This window comes from Blautia sp. 210820-DFI.6.14, from assembly GCF_020558815.1.
Lineage (GTDB): Bacteria > Bacillota > Clostridia > Lachnospirales > Lachnospiraceae > Blautia_A > Blautia_A obeum.
Map to the genome: position 1 here is coordinate 1 of NZ_JAJCKS010000069.1, position 1,672 is coordinate 1,672.

At 44.4% G+C, this 1,672-nt stretch carries 1 protein-coding gene; it reads left to right on the plus strand.

Annotation, left to right across the window (positions count from 1 at the left end; translation table 11 throughout):
• Window positions 1–117 precede the first annotated feature (117 nt).
• Window positions 118–1,437 carry an IS30 family transposase gene (locus LI112_RS17705; RefSeq protein ID WP_009243531.1) on the plus strand — a complete coding sequence of 440 codons (1,320 nt, stop codon included), beginning with the start codon at window positions 118–120 and terminating at the stop codon, window positions 1,435–1,437.
• Window positions 1,438–1,672: the final 235 nt, after the last annotated feature.

Genomic DNA, 1,672 nt, shown 5'->3' on the forward strand with positions numbered 1-1,672 from the left:
GGGGGTGGAAGTTAGTCTTGCAATCGTTTATTCTATAAGAAATACCAGGGCTCCTCCCTGGTCATATCCTCCAACTACCGGAAATGGGATATTTTTATTGTATAGGAGGATTCATTTATGTCTACTAAAGCTACTGGAAACAAAAAACACCTTACCCTTGCTGATCGTGCTGCCATTGAACATGGTATCAGCCGTGGGGAAAATTTCACGCAGATTGCCTGCAGAATCAACAAGGATTCTTCTACCATTTCCAAGGAGATTCGGCGTCACCTTTTCCGGGTTCCTCATTTTCAAAACGAAACCCAGCGGAAGCGCTCAGAATGCGAGCATTTTCAGAACTGTGTAAAGCAGCATATCTGCGGAAATCAGACTTGTAATTCCTTATGCTGGAAATGCCGCCCTAAGCGCTGTTCCATGTATTGTCCTGACTTTACTCCCAGACTCTGCGAAAAGTTAAAAAAGCCCCCCTACGTGTGTAATGACTGCCCTCAGATACGCAACTGTTCCCACGACTTCTATTTCTACAGGGCCAATTATGCCAATGATATTTACAGTGAAACAAAATCTTCTTCACGGTCTGGGATTAACCAGACTCCTGAGTCCCTGGAACAGCTGGACCGTCTGGTTTCCCCTCTGCTTCTGCAGGGACAGCCTTTGTCCCATATCTTTGCTTCTAATCAGGAATCCGTCCCTTGTTCTATAAGGACCCTCTACAACTATATAGACCAGGGATACTTCACTGCAATCAACCTCGACCTTCCCCGGAAGGTCCGCTACAAAAAACGTCGGCAGGTCCGCAGAGAACCTGACAACACTGGATATAGAAAAGACAGATCCTATCAGGATTTTGAGAGATATCTGGAAAAGTTTCCAGATACAAATGTGGTGGAATTAGATGTGGTGGAAGGTGCCGGGGGAAAATCAGAACAAGTACTGTTGACCATGCTTTTCCGTAATTGTAGCCTTATGCTTATTTTTCTTATGGAGGCTGACAGGAAGGACAACGTACAAGATGTGTTTCAGCGAATATATACCCATCTGGGAGCAGAGCTATATCGAAAACTCTTTCCGGTCATTCTTACAGACAATGGTGCCTCATTCAAAGATCCAGCTATTTTTGAACGGCCTGAAGGTGAACTTCTATCCCGTGTCTTTTACTGCGATCCCATGGCTTCCTGGCAGAAGGGACGTCTGGAAAAAAATCATGAATTCATCCGTTATATTATCCCCAAAGGTACGACATTCGCAGGCTTGGACCAGGAACAGGTAACTCTGATCACCAACCACATCAATAGCGTAGCAAGAGCCAGTTTAAACGGCTGCACCCCGTTTGAACTGGCTCTGCTGCTGATAGACAGAAAACTGCTGGACCTCTGCCAGCTGGAAAGGATTCCCGCCAACCAGGTGATCCTTAAGCCATCACTCTTGAAAAAGTAACTGCAAGATCCATTTCCGGTGCTGGTTTCATAATCAGGCCGGTGGAAGTTACTTTTTCAAAAGTACTTTCAGTGGTCCCAAAATCATGCCCATCTTCCAGAAAAAGCTTTGTTTTCTGCCCTTATTATATGTTAATTTTTACGAATAATCCAGAACTATATGGATGTTAGTCCTGCAAAAAGGTCTTATTTTACCTGTGCCAATGTATGGTGGAAGTTACTTTTTCATTCAACCA

What these genes read in the sequence shown, in the direction of transcription:
- LI112_RS17705 (WP_009243531.1), top strand. Translation starts at nt 118, where the DNA reads ATGTCTACTAAAGCTACTGGAAACAAAAAACACCTTACCCTTGCTGAT.